The organism is Streptomyces sp. MMS24-W38, assembly GCF_059889265.1.
This window is the reverse complement of the sequence record NZ_JCBCPP010000001.1, coordinates 7201010-7218728: the sequence shown is the minus strand read 5'-3', so window position 1 is coordinate 7218728 and position 17719 is coordinate 7201010. Positions and strand designations below refer to the sequence as shown.

The window sequence follows — 17719 nt, the reverse complement described above, 5'->3', positions numbered from 1 at the left end:
ACGGGGTACGACGTGGGAGTGACCGTGCTCCGACCGTGGGCGCCGCCTCTGGGGCTGGCGGTTGCCACTGTCGGTGCGGAGGGGGCCGGCGCGGACCGGCAATCTCACCGGTCTCGTTCCGCCGCCTCGTCGCGCCGCTCCCCCAGGCCCGTCAGCCCGCTCTGCCGGCGGCCCACCGGGCGGCGGTGACCGTCGTGCGAGAACCCGAGCGCACTTGCCCGCGCTTCACCCGCATGGCTCTCTCCGGGAGTCGGTTCGGCCCGCGCCGTGCTCGGATGGAAGCGGCCTGCCTACCCGGAGGGAGCTGGGAATGCACGAGATGTGGTGCGGTGCAGACACTTCGGGGGAGCCTGTGTGGCATGTCCTGACCACGGACAAGAGGGCCACGTTGTGCGGGGTGGAGAAGGAGGAGGAGTCCCGTCGGCGCCACGCGACGGACCGCCACTGCTTTCCCTGCATGCAGTCGTTCCAGGAGGTCGTGGAAGCCCGCTGAAACCGCCCGCCGTTCCGGTGAGAGACCTCTGCTCCCGGCACGGGCCGTGCCGGGAGCAGATCGGTGGTACGCGCACCCGCGCGGGCGGGATCAGCGCGCGTCTGCCGCCGTGACCGTCGTGAACGGCAGCAGGAGCCGGGAGGGGTGCGCGGCGTCACGGTAGATCTTGTGGGTGACGGGGCGGCCCACCGGCAGGTGGAAGGCGTCCGGCGGCAGCAGGGCGTTGTGCTCGTCGGCCAGCGGCTCGGCGTTGGAGAGCTCCACGACCAGCTTGTGGCCGGGCAGGAACGTCGCCGCGAACGGGTAGACGCGCAGCACGTACTCCTCGATCTTCCCCGGCTCGACCGGCACCGCCCGCGTGTGCGGGTGGTACGGGTCGCCCTCCGTGGTGCGCTCCTCGTCGAGTTCGCGGTGCGATGCCTTGAGGTAGGCGGTCGTGATGAGCTGACGCTTGCCGTTCGGGGCCTCGTCCCACATGCGCAGGATGAAGTTCGTGTCGGGCTGGTCGATCTCCGCGAAGAGGTGCGCCGCGCCCTGGCCGATCATCTCGGTGGGCTCGGTGAACGGCTCGGTGCTCCAGCTGAGCATCTCCACCTTGTCGGTCACCGTCAGCGGCGCCTGGTAGAAGCCGTCGGGGGCGGCGTACTCGGCGCCCATCGGCTCGGGCTCGAAGGAGAGCTTGCGGCGCGGACGGAAGTAGAGCGCCTTGTGCTCCACCTCCTTCGGCGGCCACTGCGCACCGGTGACGTACTCGCGCGAGCCCTCGACGTGCACGGTGACGGCGGGCTCGTCCATGACGCCGTTGTCGATGCCCTTGATCCAGTAGTCGTACCAGCGGAACATCTTGTCGTGCTCTTCGATGAAGGGGCGCGACTGCATGGGCGGGTAGGGGCCGATGTCCAGCTTCTTGGGACCCTCGAGGCGGTTGAAGACCTCGATGGTGCCGTCCATCGTCCAGCCGCGGCCCTGGTCGATCTGGAGCCAGACGGGGATGTCGATGTTCGGTGCGAGGGTGACCGGGTTGCGCTCCTCGTACCACTCGCCGTCGACCTCGTTCATCACGATGTCGAACCAGGCCTCGTGGTTCTTCGGGTAGTTCAGCACGTGGACCAGGTTCGGCCAGGCGGCCACGTCCGGGTCCTTCAGGCGCTCGGCGACGCGCTCCTTGATCTCCTCGGGGGAGAAGGTCTCCAGCATGCGGGACTTGACGCCGTCGGTGAAGGCCCAGCCGGAGTCACCACCGCGCCCCTCACGGGCGGCGCGCGGCATGAACCACATGACGCCGCCGTGGTAGGTGGTCTCGTAGAAGTCGTAGTGGCCGCCGCTGACGAAGATCGCCTTGAGGCTCGGCGGCCGCTCGGCCGCCGCCAGCACCTGCATCGAGCCGAAGTAGGAGATGCCGATCATGCCGACGTTGCCGTCGCACCACGGCTGCCGGGCGACCCACTCGATGAAGTCGTACGCGTCCTGGCCGAGCGGGACGCCGCCGGCGTTGTAGTTGCCGATGTGCTCGCCCTCGGAGGCGCCGGAGCCGCGCAGGTCGCCGATGACGTGGACGTAGTCCTCCTGGACGACGCGCGCGATGTCACCGGCCTCGATGCAGCCGTCCCACATCGGGCTGGGGCGCCGCTGCGGTGGCGTGGTGAGGGCGAGGGCCTGCAGCTCCTTGCCGTACGGGCTGAGCGCCACGAGCGCCGGACGCGGCTTGTCCTCGACGCCGCTGTAGGTGTCGGCCGCCAGCATGGCACCGTCGCGCATCGGGATCCGGAGATCCTTGCGGACGGCGATCTTCTGCCCGCCCGCCTGGATCGTCTGGAAGTCAGTCATGAGTGTGAAGCTCCTCCGGGGGCCTGGGGGTCGTCCCCCAGGACAGTGCGGTACAAGTTCTGGTCGAGGTGCGTGCGGTAGCCGTGCATCGACGTGAAGAACGGCGACGGCTCGAGCGTGGGGTCGCCGGTGTAGCCGAGCTCCTCGGCGGCGCGGGCGAACGGGGAGTACGGCGAATCCGTCTCCTCCAGGCCGGCCCGCAGGCAGTCGCAGGCGGCATCGGCGACCCGGCCCTCGACGGCGAGGCTCTGGTCGATGGCCTCCCGGGCCTGTACGGCGTCGAGCTCGACGCCGTACGGCGTGCCGTCCGCGCGGCGGTAGGGGTGCCCGAGGTACAGCCGCTGCGGACGGATCTCGTCCCGCAGGTACTCGAGACTGGTGCGGTAGGCGACCGGGTCCGTGTAGCCCGGGAAGCCGTTGGCGGCCCCGTGGACCTGCACGGAGTCGCCGACGAACACCGAGCGCTGTCCGTCGACGACGTAGGCGACCGATCCGGGCGTGTGGCCCGGAATCGAGTGCGCCGAGACGGTGACGCCGCCGCCCAGCGAGATGGTCTCGCCGCCCTTGAGGAGCAGGGTGGGCTCCATCTCGCCGGAGATGACGGCCTGCGCGGCGGCCGTCACCTTCGCTTCTCCCTCCGGATCGCCCAGGTACCGGCCCCGTCCCGCGAGGTACTCCTCCACGTGGGCCCGCCGCGAGCGGAGCATCGGGGCGTCGGCCTCGTGGATCACCACCTGTGCGCGCCGGCCGGTGAGCTCCCACAGGGCGTGCGCCCCGCCGACGTGGTCGATGTGACCGTGGGTCAGCAGGATCCAGCGCACGTCCTCGATGCGGCGCCCGATCGCCTCGAGCGCGGGAACCATCCCTTCGGCGGGCGAGGAGGCGATCCCGGTGTCGACGACGGCCGGCTCGGGTGCGTCGATGAAGAAGCTGTAGAGACCGAACCGGCCCCACGGGGAAACCAGGGGATGGACGGTGGCTGCGTGCGTCATGGCCCTCTTTCTGTGCTCGTACGCGGTCGCCGGGTCAGCTCCGGCCGAGGAAGTCGCGCGTCTCGGCGAAGACCCTGTGGTACTCCGGGATCCAGGAGAAGTGCTGGACGAATCCGTGGCCCGCTCCCTCGTACCGGCTCACCGTCGCCTCCACGCCGGCCTCCCGCAGCCGCCGGCCGTAGAGCTCGCCCTCGTCGCGCATCGGGTCGTACTCCGCGGTGACCACGAGGGCCGGCGGCAGCCCGGTGAGGTCCGCCCGCTTGATCGGCGAGACGAGCGGGTCCGCGGGATCGGCGCCGCTGTCGATGTAGAAGGCGTTGAAGGGCTTCAGCCCCGCCGTCTCCAGGCCGTAGCCCACGGCGTTCTCCCGCAGCGAGGCATAGCGGTCGACGTCGAAGTCCAGGTCCAGCGAGGGGTAGTAGAGGATCTGGTGCGTGATCCGGTCGAAGCCCTCGTCGTGTGCCCTGGCCGCGACCGCGGCGACGAGGTTGCCGCCGGAGCTGTCGCCGGCGATGGCGAGCGTCGTGCCGTCCCAGGCCAGGCTCTCACCCTCCTCGGCAACCCACCGCACGACCGCGTAGCAGTCGTCGAGACCGGCGGGGAAGGCGGCCTCGGGCGCCAGCCGGAAGCCGACGGAGACGACCTTGAGCCCGGTCTCCTTCGCCAGCGAGCGCGCGACGTGGTCGTGCGTCTCCAGGCTGCCGAGGAAGAACGCGCCGCCGTGGAAGTAGACCAGCACGCCGTGGCGGTCGGCCTCGGTCGGCGTGTAGATCCGCACCGGTACCTCGCCCGACGCCGTCCGCGCGGTCAGGTCCTCGACCGCGTGGAGCGGCAGACGCTCCTCGGGCGGAGCGACGTGTGCCTCGTCCCCGGCACGCATGGCGACCGGGTCGAGCGGGCCCTCGGGCGGGGTCGGCAGACCGGCGAGGAACTTGGCGATCTCAGGATGCAGGGGCATGGTGTTACTCCTTCGGGGCGGCGGCCGCGGGCTTCTGGCCGGGGAAGACGTCGTCGATCTCTTCGGCGCTCCACCCCTGACGCGAGATGGCCTGCAGCTTGTCGGTCTCCGGCTTGCGGGTGGCCTGGTACCGGGCCAGCGCTTCCTTCAGGGAGTCCGCGTCCCGCAGGGCGTCGGCGAGCGCGCCGGCGTCCTCGATGGCGGAGTTCGCGCCCTGGCCCTGGTGGTGCAGCATCGAGTGGGCGGCGTCGCCCACCAGGACGACGGAGTCCGAGTGCCACGTGTCGACCGGGTCGATGTCGTAGACCGCTCGGATGTTCACGGTCTCCATGTCGAGGTCACGCGTGATGCTGACGAGGCGCTCGTCGAAGCCCTCCACCGTCGCCAGCATGTCCTCCTTCGTGTTCTGCGGGTTCCAGGTGCTGTCCGGGCACAGAGCGGTGATGTCGAACGACACCTGGCCGCGGTGGCGCAGCGGCAGCAGGTAGATCTTCGTGCCCCTGCCGATGTACATCCGCAGGTTGTCGTCGGTGACCATCCCGTGGGCGTCGTCGACGGAGATGACGGCGCGGTAGGCGTGCTCGCCCGAGAACACCGGGCCCTTGTCGCTGAACAGCTGGTGGCGCACCACCGACTTGATGCCGTCGGCACCGACGACCAGGTCGGCCTCGACGGTCTTGCCGTTCGCGAAGGTGAGGACGGAGCGGTCGCCGTTGTCCTGGATGCTCTCCAGCTTGTGCCCGAGGTGCACCATGCCCTCGGGCAGCACGCCCAGGAGGGCTTCGATGAAGTCACCGCGGTGGATCAGGTGGGTGTGGGTCTGCTCGCCGGAGGCCGGCCACGCCTCTTTCATGATCGGGTCACTGGTGGCCGTGAGGATCTCGAAGTACTCGCTCGGCGAGCTCACCTTCGCGATCGCGTCGAAGATCCCCCACTCGCGGAAACGGTTCATGGTGGAGGGACGCAGACCGATGCCGGCGCCGACCTCCCGGATCTGGGTCGCCTGCTCGTAGACGTTGACCTCGGCGCCCAGCAGGCTGAGGGCCTTGGCCGCCGCCGCGCCGCCGTAGCCCGCTCCGACGATGGCGATCTTCAGGTTCTTCAGGTCTGAGGTCTGCATGGTGGTTCTCTCTGGTTCTGGAAGGTCAGAAAAGCTCTGGGGGGTCAGGAAGACTTCCGGAGGGTGAGGAAGTCGGCCGGGTTGTCGACGAAGATCGTCTTGATCGCGGCCTCGTCGAGACCGGCGGTGCGGAGGTCCGGGATGAGGTCCTCGAAGATGTAGTTGACGGTGTGGCCCTTGACGCCCGGCCAGCCCAGGGGGCTGCAGTTGGCGTCGGCGGAGGCGAGGACCTGGTGCAGCCGGCCGTCGCCGATGAACCGGAGGAAGTGGTCGAGGCGCTCCTGGCGGGGACGGGCCCAGAACGGCGGGTCCGGCAGCTCTGTCTCGTAGCCGAAGGTGTCGAAGCCGATGCGCCCGCCCTGCTCCGCGATCCAGACGTCGCGCGTCTTGTCGGCGTTCACGCCGTCGTCGACGTGCCCGAACAGGACGCGGTCCAGGGGAAGGCCCTCTTCGTTGAAGATCGCGATCGCGTTCTCGGCGTCGATCGCGAGGTGGGTCAGGATCGGCACGCCCGTGGTGAGCGAGGCGCGGGCCGCGGCCCGGTAGATGCGCTTGTCCAGGTCCGTCATGCGGCCGCCACGGCTCACCCCGACCTTGATGACACCGGCGAGGCTGCCGGTGTCGCCGATACCGACGGTGATCTCGTGGGCGAACTGGCGGGTCAGGTAGTCCACGTCGGCCCGGGCGAAGTGCGGCAGGGCGGTGTCGCCGCCGACGAAGCCGGTGCAGGCGACGATGTGGACGCCGGTCTTCGCGGACAGCGACTTGTAGTAGTCGACGTCGCGGCCGTTGCAGATCCCGGTCGCGTCGACGAAGGTGCCGCCGCCCAGCTCGTGGAACCTGCGCAGCTTCGGGACGGTCTCCTCGTACCGCTGCTCGGGGGTCTTCCACCACTTCGTGTCCAGCTCGGAGCCGGGCATGCCGTAGCCAATGTGCTCGTGGATGGCCACGAGACCCAGTTCCTCGGCCGGGATCGGCCCCAGGACGGTGTTCACTCTCGACACAACACTCACCTTTGCTGAAGAAACTCGATGGTCGTTCGTGCCGGCGCGCTCAGCGCGTCGACAGCAGGTCGCGCGGGTTCTCCACGAGGATCCGCTGCGTGTCCTCGTCGCTGAGACCCCGTGCCTTCAGGAGCGGGACGAAGGTGGTCAGGACGTAGCTGTACGGGAGGTCGTTGCCGGGGTGGCCCTTCGCCACGCCGGTCGCGTTGCTCGAGAGCAGGACGCGGTTGCCGAAGCCGGCCCGCACGAGGTCGGCGACCAGGTCGGCGCGCTCGGCATCGGTGATGTGGGCCTCGTCCTCCACACCGACGTGGTCGAGCGCGACGTGGGCGCCGCGGCGGGCGATCTCGAGGGGCGCGCCGGTGGCGACGGCGTCCTTGCGGTCGAGTCCGCCGACGACGACGCGGTCGGCCGGCAGCTTCTCGTCCAGGACGACGTCGAGGTCGTGGACGGCATCGCTCCCGTAGCGGACGGAGACCGCGACGCCGGTGCTCAGGGCGGCCCGGGCCGCCCCGCGGAACAGGCTCTCGTCGGTCGCGGTCATGCCCTCGAGGGTCGCGGTGGTGGCCACCAGGCCGGCGGCGCCGCGGCGCTCCACGCGGGGGACCACCATGCCCTCGGTGACCTCCTTGGCGAAGAGGTCGGCGAACTTCTCGGCCGGCCACGGCGTCGGCGGGTTGGTCTGCGGCGTGAGGAAGTAGCCGCCGAGCAGTTCCTCCGGGCCCTGCCCCGTCGAGGCGACGATGTGCACGCCGGTCGTGCGGGAGAGGGCCTCGTACAGCCGGACGTCCCGGCCGTGGAACATGCCGGTGCTGTCGACGATCGTGCCGCCGCCGTGGGCACGGAAGTCCTTCAGCTTCGCGGCGAGGGTCTCGAAGATCTCGGCGCGGTCGATGGTGATGTCGTACGCGTGCTCGGCACCCGGGACCACGGAGAGCAGGGCCTCGTGGACCGCGACGACGCCCAGCTGCTCGGTCGGCACCGGGCCCAGAACGGTGTTGACGGTGTTGCTCTTGACGCTCATGCCTGCCCTCACGTGTTCAGGTGGGGTGCCCAGCACCCTGTGGCTGCTGGCACAGTATCGATTCGGTTTACATAGCGTCAATGAAATGAACGACACGTAAAACGATGCGCGGGGAACAGGACGGACAAACCGGGACTCCCCGCCCGGCGCCGCACGTCAAGGCCGTCCGAGGGGTCGACGGCCTCGCCGTCGACGCCGTCGCGGATGTCTCGGATATGACGGATGCAGAGGATGTGGACGAATGCAGAGGAGGTGAAGGAGAGCGTTGTCGGCGTCAGAGGTTGATCGCGACGTCGAACAGCAGCGCCCGGAGCCATTCCATGAAGTACTGATCGGCCAGCCGGGGGTTCCAGACCATGTCTATCCCGAGCCCGGGAAGCGGGAACGGGAACTCCTCGATCCGCAGATCGGCGAGCGCCTGCATGGCGGCGGCGACCCGGTGACGGAAGAGAGCGACGCCGCCTGCGCGTGCCACCAGGAAGGGCACCAGCAGGAAGTCGGAGCTCAACTGGCCGACCCGGTAGGTGATTCCCTTCTCGTCGAGCACCGAATACGGGAAGACGCGCTGCTCGGTGTCGACGACGACGTGCGGCTGAGTGGTCAGGAGGTCGAGCGCGCTCGCTTCCGGTGGCGTGTCCGGTGAGGCCACCACCACGCAGCGGTCGTTGTACAGCCGCTCGCGCGGGTACGGCGAGAAGTGCCCCTCGGAGAGCAGCACGACGTCGACGCCCTTGTCGGTGAAGGTGGCCTCCGTCGGCACCGTGATCGTGCGCAGACGCAACGTGGCGTGGGGCGCACGCTCAGCAACGAGCCTCGCCAGTCGGGGACCGACGACGAACGCCGTGCTGTTCGTCATGGCGATCGTGATGACGCGCCGATCCGTGGCGGGATCGAAGCAGGGGAAGTTCACGATGTGTGCCGTCTGTTCCAGGGCACTGCGCAGCGGCGCGATCAGCTCCAGCGCGCGCGGGGTCAGCGTGAGGCTTGTGCCCTGCCGGACGACGAGGTCGTCACCCAGCAGCCGCCTCATTCTCGTGAGGGCGTGGCTCATCGCCGGCTGTGACAGGCCGACCCGCTCCGCGGCCCTGGTCACCGAACGTTCCTCGAGGAGCGCGAGGAGGGGCACCAACAGGTTGAGGTTGACCGATGCCAGTCGGTCCAGCCCCGAACCCGTGGTGCCCTCTTTGCCCATGTGTCGACCTTACGCGGCTGCCTGGGTCATGCGGCGCAGCCGGGGGATCGGGATCCGGTAGTTGAGCGCCACGACGTCGCCGGTGCCGTCCTCGTGCGGCCAGCGCATCAACGCCGGCCCGCCCCCGGGCTGTCCGTCGACGTACGTCGGTTCCCCTTCCACCGGAAGGTGGCCCATCGCCTTCAGACTCAGTCCGAACTGCTCGGTCCAGAAGTACGGCTGGAACCGGAGCGGCGGCGACTCGTCGCCGCGGACGAGCGCCGTGGCGGCGACCTTCGCCTGCTCGATCGCGCTGCTCCACAGGGGGACGCGGCGCAGGCCGTGCTGAGTGGGGAAGGCCGCGAGGTCACCGACGGCCGCCACGTCGGGGCGGACGAGCCCGCGCTGGTCGACCGGGATGGGCCCCTTCGCCGTGAGTCCCGAGTCCGCGAGCCACTCCGTGTTGGGCACGTCGCCGGCAGCGGTGATGATCAGCTCCGCGTCGAGGACCGCGCCCTCATCGAGGACGACCCGAGTGCTTCCGTCCCGTCGTTCGAGCCGTGCCGCCGCGGTCTCGACGACGGTGAGTCCCCGGTCCAGCGCGGCCTTGACGAAGACGTCGGCGAGGTAGGGACCGAGCTGGAGGATGAGGGGCACGCCCTGGGAGACGACGGTGACCCGGCAGCCGGCGGCCAGGCACCCGGAGGCGATCTCCATTCCGAGCGGGCCGCCGCCGACCACGACGACCGACGGCTTGCCCGCCAGCCGCTCGCGCAGGGACAGCGCGTCGTCGAGTCCCCGCAGAGTGAGCTCTTCGGGCAGGTCGGACAGCCGCCGTGCCCGGGAGCCGGTGGCCAGGACCACGCGGTCGTACGGCAGTTCCGCGCCGTCGTCGAGCGTGACGCGCCGACGGTCGAGGTCGAGTCCGGTCGCGCGTACGCCGAGCAGTTCGGTCGCTCCGTGACCGGCCGGTGGAAGCTCGTGCGACGACACGTCGTCACTGTCGAGCAGAAGTGCCTTCGACAGGGCCGGGCGGCTGTACGCCGGGCGCGGTTCGTCGCCGACGATGGTCAGCTCGCCGTCGAAGCCGGCCTCACGGAGCGTGTCGGCCGCCGTGAGCCCGGCGATCCCGTTGCCGACGACGACGACGCGGTTCAGGGTGCCGGTGCTCATATGACCCTCAGTGCGGCGACCGGGCACACGCGGGCGGCGGCGTTCGCCAGGGCCACGTCGGCCCCGTCGACCTCCGCGCGGTCGAGCACGAGCTCGCCCTCGTCGTCGAGGTGCATGAGCTGCGGGGCGGCCTCCTCACACAGGCCGTGGCCCTCGCAACGGGGACGGTCAAGAACGATCCTCATGCGGGGATCACCTCCAGGACGGGGAGCTCCTCGATGCTCCGGGTGGTGTTACTGGGAACGCGGACCTCGGGTCCGACGACGAGGCGCTCGACGCGCCGGGACAGCGCGTCGATCACCGCGTGGGCCTCCAGGCGGGCGAGTCCCTGGCCCGCGCAGCCGTGCGGGCCGTAGCCGAACGCCAGGTGGTCGACCGGGTTGCGCTCGACGAGGAAGGCGTCCGGGTTCTCGTAGTGCCGGGGGTCGCGGTTGCCGGCGCCGAGCAGGACGGCGATCTGCGCGCCCGCGGGGATGACGGTCCCGTCGATCTCGACGTCCTTGGTGGCACGCCGGCCCCAGGCGTTGATGGGCGGCCAGAAGCGCAGCACCTCGTTGAACGCCGCCGGCACCAGCGAGGGGTTCTCACGGACCAGGGCGAGCTGGCCGGGGTGCTCGGCGAAGAGGGCGACGATGTTGCCGATCGCCGCGATGGTGCTGTCGACGCCGGCGCCGAGGTACTGGTGGATGATGTGGCCGGCCGTGTCCGGCGGGATGGCGCCGCGCGCCTCGGCCTCGAAGATGCCGCGGCCCACGGAGCCCTCGGCCAGGTCCTCTGCCTTGACCTCGGAGCACCATCCGTAGAGCTCGCCGGCGATGGGGAAGTTCTCGGCCGTGCGCTGGTTCATCGGACCGAGGACCTGCATGGCGGCCTGCCCCCAGCGCAGCATGTTGTCGCGCACGTGGCCGGTGAAGCCGATCAGGTCCGCGACGACCTCCAGCGGGAAGGCGCGGGCGAGGGCGTCGATCGCCTCGAAGGAACCCGTCTCGACGAGCTCGGCGACGAGAGCGTCCGCCTTCTTCTCGATCCCGCCCTTGAGACCACGCAGCGCCCGCGGGGAGAGGTTCTCGGTGAGCGTGGCACGCAGCTGGGTGTGCTCAGGCGGGTCGGACGCGAGCGAGGTGCCGGTGAGCGCCTCGTTGGCCATCGGATTGAAGGCGATCGAGGTCGAGGAGAACGACTCCCAGTCCGCGAGTGCGTCACGGATGACGTCGTACCGTGTCAGCGCGTAGACGTCGTTCTCCCGAAGGTGAACGACCGGGCCCTGTTCACGCAGTTCGGCGTAAACGGGGTAGGGGTCGAGCACGACCTCGTCGGCGAAGAGGTCGATACCGGAGGTGGGTGGAGTGGCCATGCCCCCAGTGAAATGGTGATCTTCACATCCAGCAAGTGAATGTTTTACATGGCGTAACATGCACGCAATTCATGCTTTCCCTGCGGTGCCCCGGCAGGCCTGCCCCGGGGCGGCCGGCGGCCCACCCCACGTCACAACGGCGGGAGGGAGCACGTGATACCGGCACACACGCGGTGACTGCGGGCATCGGCAGGGACAACTCCACCATTCCTTCCGGGTCTTGTTCGCCCATTGGCTGGTCCGAGCCGCGCGGCGCTCCCTAGGATGTACTCCCTGTCCAGCCAGTCCAGTTGGCACTCCGCAGGGGGAACGATGCACACCGGTAAGCAGTTGTCCACCGAGATCGACGCAACAGTGCCAACGGCCGCACGCATGTACGACTACTACCTGGGCGGCAAGGACAACTACTCGGCCGACCGTGCCGCCGTGGAAGAGCTCGACAAGGTGGTGCCCAGCACGCGCCGCCTGGCCCTGAACAACCGGCGCTTCCTCCAGCGCGCGGTCCGGGTCCTCACGCAGAACTACGGGATCCGGCAGTACCTCGACCACGGTTCCGGTCTGCCCACCCAGGAGAACGTCCACCAGGTCGCCCAGCGCATCGACCCGACCACCCACGTGGTGTACGTCGACAACGACCCGATGGTGCTGGTGCACGGGCGCGCCCTGCTGGAGCAGGACGAGCGCACCGTGGTCATACAGGCCGACATGCGGGAGACCGACGAGATCTTCGGCCACGCCGAGACGCAGCGCCTGATCGACTTCTCGCAGCCGGTCTGCGTGCTGTTCAACTCCGTGTTCCACTGCATCCCGGACAGCGACACCGACGGCCCGCTCGCCGTGGCCCGCCGGGTCCGTGAACGGCTCGCACCGGGCAGCTTCCTGGTGATGTGCCAGCTGGTCAGCGAGGACGCCGAAGTCCGCAAGTCCGTCACGGAGCTCATGGACCAGGTGACCCAGGGGCACTGGGGCCGGGTGCGGCAGGAGAGCGACGTCGAGTCGTACTTCGAAGGCCTGGAGGTCCTGGAGCCGGGCCTGGTGGAGGTCTCCACCTGGCGCCCGGACACGGAGGTGGCGCCCCGTCAGCTCACCCAGGAATGGATCGAGTTCGGGGGCGTGGGCCGGATCCCTCTGTAGGCCACGGCACGTCGGCCCTCGGCACGTCGATGCCCCTCGCCGGACCCGGATCACCGGGATCGCGCGAGAGGCGTCGTGCGTTCCGCGTCGGCCACGCCTTGCGGGACCGCTATGCCCCGGTGCGCGGGGCGGAGTGGGGCGAGGGGTAGCGGCCCTCCATCGTGGTGCGCAGCAGGTCCAGGGACTCACGGGGCCGCAGGGCCTCGTCGGCGAGGCGGTCCAGCGCGATCCGGTACTCCTCCGTCTCGTCGCGGTCCTCGAGGAAGTTGGCGCTCTTGATGTGCTCCAGGTAGACCACGTCGGGCAGATCCAGACCGTCGAAGCGCAGATACGTCACCGGGATGGCGGGGGCCGACGCGTTGGTCACGTCCAACGGCACGATCTGCACCGTGACGTTGGGGCGCTCCGCCATCCGCGCGAGGTGTTCGAGCTGCTCGCGCATCACCTCGACGCTGCCCAGCACACGCAGCAGAATCGACTCGTCGATGACCGCCCACAGCTGCGGAGCCCCCTCGCGCAGCAGCAACTCCGCCCGCCGCATGCGCAGTTCCACGCGGCGCCGCACCTCGTCGGCCGGGGCGTTGGGCAGACCGCGCTCCACCACCGCGCGGGTGTAGGCGGCCGTCTGCAACAGGCCGGGAACGTACTGGATCTCGAAGGTACGGATGGTGGCGGCAGCCTCCTGCAGTCCGACCAGCCGGTCGAACCACTCGGGCATCAGCCGCTTGTCGTACCGCTGCCACCAGCCCGGGTCCCCGGCCCGCCGGAGCAGTTTGAGGAGCACCGAGATCTCGTATTCGTCGGTGCCGTACAGCTCCAGCAGCGCCCGGACGTCGCTCTCGGTGGGTGGGCGGCGCCCCTTGCCGGACTCGATGCGGGACAGCTTCGCCGCACTGAAACCGACGGAGCGCGCCGCCTGGTCCTGGGCCAGCCCGGCGTCCTCGCGGAAGCCCGCCAACTGCACACCGACCAGCATCTTCAGCAGGGTCGGAGCCGGCTCGGGGCGATCCAGATAGGGTTCCAGACGGGAGATGCGATGCGAGGCGGCGGACATCCTGACTCCCAGCAGACCGACACAAGGGCGATTCACACTATCGCACCTAACTCTGCCCAACACGTCCACCCGCAGAAGCCCTGCGGAAGTGGGGAGTTGGGCTCCGCTTCACCGCCCCGGCGCCGGGCTCCGAAGCGCTCGAACCAGGTGGTCGAACTCGCCGTCCCTCGCCCCGGCCAGGAATGCCGCCAGCTCCGCGGCCGTGTAGACCAGCGCGGGCCCGTCGGGGTCACGGGAGTTGCGCATCGCGACGTCGCCGTCGCTCAGCGGGGCCACCTCGACGCAGTTGCCCTCGGCGTTGCTGTGCCGGCTCTTGATCCAGCAGGCATCCAAGGAACTCGCCCGCACTCCGTTCCGCACTCCTGGCACCGCAGCCTCCTCGCTGTTCACGGGTATCGCCGGACGGGGTCCGGCCGTTCACGCGGGACGGGCCGGGCCCGGCCGCCGCCCGATCCGCCACACCGCAAAAAACTTCACGCAATTTCTCGTGCAATTGCACACGATCACTCTCAGCGTGGATAATAGCCGTGGCGTCAACCCCCTTGTCGGCGCCCTGTCCTGACGTCGCATCGGGGAGACGGCATGTCATCACCTGTGCACCAAGTGATCGGGGCGAGCACCGGGATCGCGGTTCGGGCGGGCGGCCGTTGTCCGGCCACCTGGAGCGGGCGCTGCGACGACGGCCTGTCCGAGGTGTGGAGTCGGGCTCCCGCTCCTTCGACGGGCAAGACGGTCCGGGCCCGGTTGTCGACCCGGCCGCCCCTCTGACCAGCCCCCCACTCGACACGACCGCCGCGGAAAGGCACTCACGCGATGCGCAGCGCTTCGACGGAACACCCGGGCAGCGAGCGCCCTGTTCGCCAGACGTCCCCGACCGGAATGGCACGTACGGCACCACTCATGGCACTGTCCCGGGTGCCGTGGCGCGACATCCAGGACTCCACCGGGTCGGCGGCGGCCATCCCCCTGCTGCTCAACGGCATCGCCTGGGGAGACGCCGACACGGCCCGGTCCGCTCTGGCCGATCTGCGGAAACGGATCTGCCAGTACGGCTTCGTGGTGGAACAGGCGACGGCCGCCACCGTCCCCTTCCTCTGGGAGCTGGCGCAGCTGCCGCGCGTCACCTGTCGCGCCGAGATCATCCGGCTGCTCAAGGCGATCGCCGATGCCCGGCAGTGGGAGAGCACCGCCGCCGCGTATCCCAAGCTGCTCAATCACCGCGAGAACCCGGTCGTGTGGGAGCGGGCCGCCCGGCAGGCGGTGCGTGCCCGGCGGGGCGACCTGAACCGTCTGATGGCCGACCAGGACACCAAGATCGCCCGTGCCACGACCGAGCTGGCCCTCGCGCTGGCCGAATGAGCCCCTCCGAGCGCCTGGGGGACGAGCGCCGAGGGGTGAGTGGCACGGGGAGAGGGCCGCGCGACCGGAAACGCACCGCCGGTCGCGCGGCCCTCGGGCACATCCGGCGGCGGGCTGCCGGAGCCGTGCCGCGTCAGCGCCGGACCGCCTCACGAAGCGGTACTTCAGGCGGGTGGCGACGCGCGGCGGTCCCGCCACGAACGGCCGTTGCCCGTCGAGGACACGCCATCGGGGCCTGTAGTTAAACTCGGCACATGGTCCGACTGATGGGTCGATCCCAGGCCCGGTCGCCCCAGCGGCCCAGCACCACGGCCTCCATACGTCGACAACGGCAGGGAGACGACGGTTCCCGGTGGCACCCACCGGCGTGGCTCCGGTCAGTGCTGAGCGTACGCAGCGTCGCGGGGCAGGTGTTCGTCCTGCATGTCGTGATCGTGCTGCTGCTGGTCGTGTCGGCCGTGATCGCCCTGGTGCTGCAGGTGAAACACGACAGCACCCAGGAGGCCCGCAGCCGTTCGCTAGCCGTCGCGGAGACACTCGCCCACTCGCCCGGCATCGTCGACGCACTCAGGTCCCCCGACCCCACTCTCCTGCTCCAGCCGCGCGCGGAAGCCATCCGCAAGCAGGCGAAGGTCGACTTCGTCGTCGTCATGAACACCAAGGGCATCCGCTACACGCACCCCCAGACGGACCGTATCGGCAAGAAGTTCGTCGGCACCCTGCAGCCCGCGCTGGCCGGACGGCCGGTCACCGAGGAGATCACGGGCACCATCGGTCCCCTCGTCCAGGCCGTGGTGCCGGTGACCGGCCCCGACGGCGTCGTCGTGGGCCTGGTCTCGGCGGGGATCACGATCGAACACGTCGGGGGCGCCGTCGACGACCAGCTGCCGCTGGTGCTGGCCACCGGGGGCGCCGCGCTCGTGCTGGCCACCGCGGGCGCGGCCCTGATCAGCAGGCGCCTGCTGCGGCAGACCCACGGACTGGGTCCGCACGAGATGACCCGGATGTACGAACATCACGACGCGGTGCTGCACGCGGTGCGGGAAGGCGTGATCATCCTCGCCGGCGACGGCACCCTGCTGCTCGCCAACGACGAGGCGCACCGGCTGCTCGGTCTGCCCGAGGACGCGGAGGGCCGTCATGTGCTCGACCTCCCCCTCGACCCCGGCACCGCCGACCTGCTGTCCTCGGGGCGCGTCGCCACGGACGAGGTGCATCGGGTCGGCGGCCGGCTGCTGGCCGTCAACCAGCGGTCCACCGACCGCGCCGGGGGCCCGCCCGGCAGCGTCGCCACGGTCCGCGACTCCACCGAACTGCGCGCCCTGTCCGGCCGGGCCGAGGTCGCGCGGGAGCGCCTCGACATGCTCTACGACGCCGGTGTGGGCATCGGGACCAGCCTGGACGTCACCCGCACGGTCGAGGAGCTGACGGAACTCGCCGTACCGCGGTTCGCGGACTTCACCACGGTGGACCTGTTCGAGACGGTGCTGGCCGGCGGTCAGCCGGACGGGGCGGGCCCGGTGCGCCGCACGGCGATGGCCGGCGTCCGCGAGGACGCCCCGCTCCACCCGGTGGGCACCCGGACCGGGTTCGTCGAGTCGTCCCCGCAGGGCCACAGCCTCGCCACCGGCCGGCCGCTCGTCGTGCCCCGGCTGAGTGAGGCCCCGGGGTGGCGGGCGCAGGACACGGAGCGCGCCGGGCAGGTCGTGGAGTACGGCATCCACTCGCTGATCACCGTGCCGCTGCGAGCCGGCTCCCTGCTGTTGGGCGTGGTCGGCTTCTGGCGTTCCGAGAAGCCCGAGCCGTTCGACGAGGACGAGCTGGCCCTGGCGGAGGAACTGGTCGCGCGGGCCGCGGTGTCCATCGACAACGCCCGCCGCTACACGCGCGAGCACAGCATGGCGGTCACGCTCCAGCGCAGTCTGCTGCCCCGCAGCCTGCCCGAGCAGAGCGCCCTGGACATCGCCTACCGCTATCTGCCCGCCCAGGCAGGGGTGGGCGGTGACTGGTTCGACGTCCTACCGCTGTCCGGGGCGCGGGTCGCGCTGGTGGTCGGCGATGTCGTCGGGCACGGGCTGCACGCCGCGGCCACCATGGGGCGACTGCGCACGGCGGTGCACAACTTCTCCGCGCTCGACCTGCCGCCCGACGAGCTGCTGGGCCTGCTGGACGAGTTGGTCGGCCGCATCGACTCGGACGAGACGGAGGACGAGCACAGCGCCCCGGTGACCGGGGCGACCTGTCTGTACGCCGTCTACGACCCGGTCACCCGCAAGTGCGAGGTCGCCCGCGCGGGCCATCCGCCGCCCGCGCTGATCCGTCCGGACGGCACCGTGGAATTCGTGGACGTGCCCGTCGGCCCGCCCCTGGGACTGGGCGGGCTGCCGTTCGAGACGGCCGAGCTGGAGCCGGCGGAGGGCAGCCGTCTCGTCCTGTACACCGACGGGCTGGTCGAGGACCGGCAGCACGACATCGACGTCGGTCTGGAGCTGCTGCGCGAGGCGCTGGCGCGGGCCGGGGACTCCCCCGAGGACACCTGCCGGGCCGTGCTGGAGTCCCGGAGTCCGGTCAGGGCACGGGACGACATCGCCCTGCTGGTGGCCCGTACCCGGGCGCTCGCCGCGGACCGGATCGCCCAGTGGCCGGTGCCCTCCGAACCGGCGGCCGTCGCCGAGGTGCGCGCCGCGGTCACCCGGAAGCTGACCGAGTGGGGACTGGGGGACCTCTCCTTCAGCACGGAGCTGATCCTGAGCGAACTGGTCACCAACGCGATCCGTTACGGCGGCGGCCCCATCGAGGTGCGGATGCTGCGGGACCGCCATCTGATCTGCGAGGTCTTCGACAGCAGCAGCACCTCGCCGCATCTGCGGTACGCGACCATGACCGACGAGGGCGGGCGCGGCCTGTTCCTGGTGGCACAGCTGGCGGAGCGCTGGGGCACCCGCTATCTACCGACCGGTAAGGTCATCTGGGCGGAGCAGTCCATTCCGTGACCACGGGGTCCGTGCCGGAGACCACGTGAGAAGCCTCGAGAAGCCATAAGGGCCACTTATGTG

Annotated in this window: 15 protein-coding genes; 3 read left to right on the top strand and 12 right to left on the bottom strand. The window is 70.3% G+C overall.

Annotated features, from left to right (window positions below):
- Positions 1 to 583 precede the first annotated feature (583 nt).
- The 10 genes from AC6F7H_RS31915 to AC6F7H_RS31870 all read right to left on the bottom strand — a co-directional run bounded on the left by AC6F7H_RS31915 (position 584) and on the right by AC6F7H_RS31870 (position 11116).
- Positions 584 to 2320: a CocE/NonD family hydrolase gene (locus tag AC6F7H_RS31915; protein WP_500761286.1), complete on the bottom strand. Its 1737-nt coding sequence runs from the start codon at positions 2318 to 2320 to the stop codon at positions 584 to 586.
- On the bottom strand, positions 2317 to 3312 hold the full coding sequence (locus tag AC6F7H_RS31910) for an MBL fold metallo-hydrolase (protein ID WP_500761284.1): 996 nt from the start codon (positions 3310 to 3312) through the stop codon (positions 2317 to 2319). Before AC6F7H_RS31910 ends, AC6F7H_RS31915 begins: the two co-directional genes overlap by 4 nt.
- A 34-nt stretch (positions 3313 to 3346) precedes the next feature.
- Positions 3347 to 4270, bottom strand: a complete 924-nt coding sequence (locus AC6F7H_RS31905; protein WP_500761282.1) for an alpha/beta hydrolase — start codon at positions 4268 to 4270, stop codon at positions 3347 to 3349.
- Between the two features lie 4 nt (positions 4271 to 4274).
- Positions 4275 to 5390: an FAD-dependent oxidoreductase gene (locus AC6F7H_RS31900; protein WP_500761280.1), complete on the bottom strand. Its 1116-nt coding sequence runs from the start codon at positions 5388 to 5390 to the stop codon at positions 4275 to 4277.
- A 44-nt stretch (positions 5391 to 5434) separates the two neighbouring features.
- A complete protein-coding gene (locus tag AC6F7H_RS31895; protein WP_500761278.1) occupies positions 5435 to 6394 on the bottom strand; it encodes a phosphotriesterase family protein in 960 nt (319 codons plus the stop codon).
- A 49-nt stretch (positions 6395 to 6443) separates the two neighbouring features.
- Positions 6444 to 7418: a phosphotriesterase family protein gene (locus tag AC6F7H_RS31890; RefSeq protein ID WP_500761276.1), complete on the bottom strand. Its 975-nt coding sequence runs from the start codon at positions 7416 to 7418 to the stop codon at positions 6444 to 6446.
- 274 nt (positions 7419 to 7692) lie between these two features.
- Entirely contained in the window at positions 7693 to 8610 is a 918-nt protein-coding gene (locus tag AC6F7H_RS31885; RefSeq protein WP_500761274.1) for a LysR family transcriptional regulator, read from the bottom strand.
- 9 nt (positions 8611 to 8619) lie between these two features.
- Positions 8620 to 9762 (bottom strand): NAD(P)/FAD-dependent oxidoreductase, encoded by a 1143-nt coding sequence (locus AC6F7H_RS31880; RefSeq protein ID WP_500761272.1) that lies wholly within the window; start codon positions 9760 to 9762, stop codon positions 8620 to 8622.
- Positions 9759 to 9947: a ferredoxin gene (locus tag AC6F7H_RS31875; RefSeq protein WP_500761270.1), complete on the bottom strand. Its 189-nt coding sequence runs from the start codon at positions 9945 to 9947 to the stop codon at positions 9759 to 9761. The genes AC6F7H_RS31880 and AC6F7H_RS31875 overlap by 4 nt, the downstream gene beginning before the upstream one ends.
- On the bottom strand, positions 9944 to 11116 hold the full coding sequence (locus AC6F7H_RS31870) for a cytochrome P450 (RefSeq protein WP_500761268.1): 1173 nt from the start codon (positions 11114 to 11116) through the stop codon (positions 9944 to 9946). The genes AC6F7H_RS31875 and AC6F7H_RS31870 overlap by 4 nt, the downstream gene beginning before the upstream one ends.
- Before the next feature lie 312 nt (positions 11117 to 11428).
- Here AC6F7H_RS31870 and AC6F7H_RS31865 point away from each other — a divergent pair, with 312 nt between their 5' ends.
- Positions 11429 to 12250, top strand: coding sequence for an SAM-dependent methyltransferase (locus tag AC6F7H_RS31865; protein ID WP_500761266.1), 822 nt, complete (start codon positions 11429 to 11431; stop codon positions 12248 to 12250).
- 109 nt (positions 12251 to 12359) lie between these two features.
- On the opposite strand, the gene AC6F7H_RS31860 is transcribed toward AC6F7H_RS31865, so the two are convergent.
- On the bottom strand, positions 12360 to 13304 hold the full coding sequence (locus AC6F7H_RS31860; RefSeq protein WP_500761264.1) for a helix-turn-helix domain-containing protein: 945 nt from the start codon (positions 13302 to 13304) through the stop codon (positions 12360 to 12362).
- 108 nt (positions 13305 to 13412) lie between these two features.
- The gene (locus AC6F7H_RS31855) at positions 13413 to 13673 is read right to left on the bottom strand and encodes a DUF397 domain-containing protein (protein WP_500761262.1); all 261 of its coding nucleotides are present in this window, start codon (positions 13671 to 13673) and stop codon (positions 13413 to 13415) included.
- 444 nt (positions 13674 to 14117) lie between these two features.
- On the opposite strand from AC6F7H_RS31855, the gene AC6F7H_RS31850 reads away from it, so the two are divergent.
- A complete protein-coding gene (locus AC6F7H_RS31850) occupies positions 14118 to 14663 on the top strand; it encodes a hypothetical protein (RefSeq protein ID WP_500761260.1) in 546 nt (181 codons plus the stop codon).
- A gap of 254 nt (positions 14664 to 14917) precedes the next feature.
- On the top strand, positions 14918 to 17656 hold the full coding sequence (locus AC6F7H_RS31845; RefSeq protein ID WP_500761258.1) for a SpoIIE family protein phosphatase: 2739 nt from the start codon (positions 14918 to 14920) through the stop codon (positions 17654 to 17656).
- The last annotated feature ends 63 nt before the right edge of the window (positions 17657 to 17719 follow it).